This window comes from Vibrio sp. Y176 (assembly GCF_033438945.1).
Genome location: NZ_JAWOQS010000989.1, coordinates 1 through 556, shown reverse-complemented (window position 1 = coordinate 556; position 556 = coordinate 1). Strand labels below are relative to the sequence as shown.

1 protein-coding gene is annotated in these 556 nt (G+C 49.6%); it reads left to right on the top strand.

The genetic code is table 11. The features are described from left to right. A partial coding sequence (locus tag R7O13_RS29800) for an efflux RND transporter periplasmic adaptor subunit (protein ID WP_318305583.1) occupies positions 1-484 on the top strand: 484 nt, incomplete at its 5' end. Positions 485-556 lie beyond the last annotated feature (72 nt).

Genomic DNA, 556 nt, shown 5'->3' with positions numbered 1-556 from the left:
GGAGCTTAACCTTTCTTACACTCAAGTAAGTGCCGAGCACGATGGTGTTATCACGAACTTGCAGTTAGAGACAGGTGCTTACGCCGCTGCGGGGACGCCACTTATCGCACTGGTTTCGGATCAAGTTGATATTATTGCGGACTTTCGCGAGAAAAGTTTGCGTCATTTTAACCGAGATAGTCGAGCACTGGTGGCCTTTGATAGTTTGCCAGGAGAGGTTTTTGAAGCCCGCATTACCAGCTTGGATGCCGGGGTAAGCTCGGGTCAATTTGATGCAGACGGCCGCCTCGCGACACCAACAGATTCCAACCGTTGGGTGAGGGATGCTCAGCGTTTGAGATTGCATTTGTCTATCAACGAACAGCCACAAGCTTTCCCGGCGGGTGCTCGTGCGACGGTACAACTATTGCCTGATAGCACGATTTCAGGTTGGCTGGCTCGTCTGCAAATTCGTTTTTTGAGTACTTTGCATTACATCTATTAATTGGGAGGTGGTATGAAATTATGGGACCACCCCATGTCTGAAAACGACTTCCGTCAGTGTTTGCGCATTGCA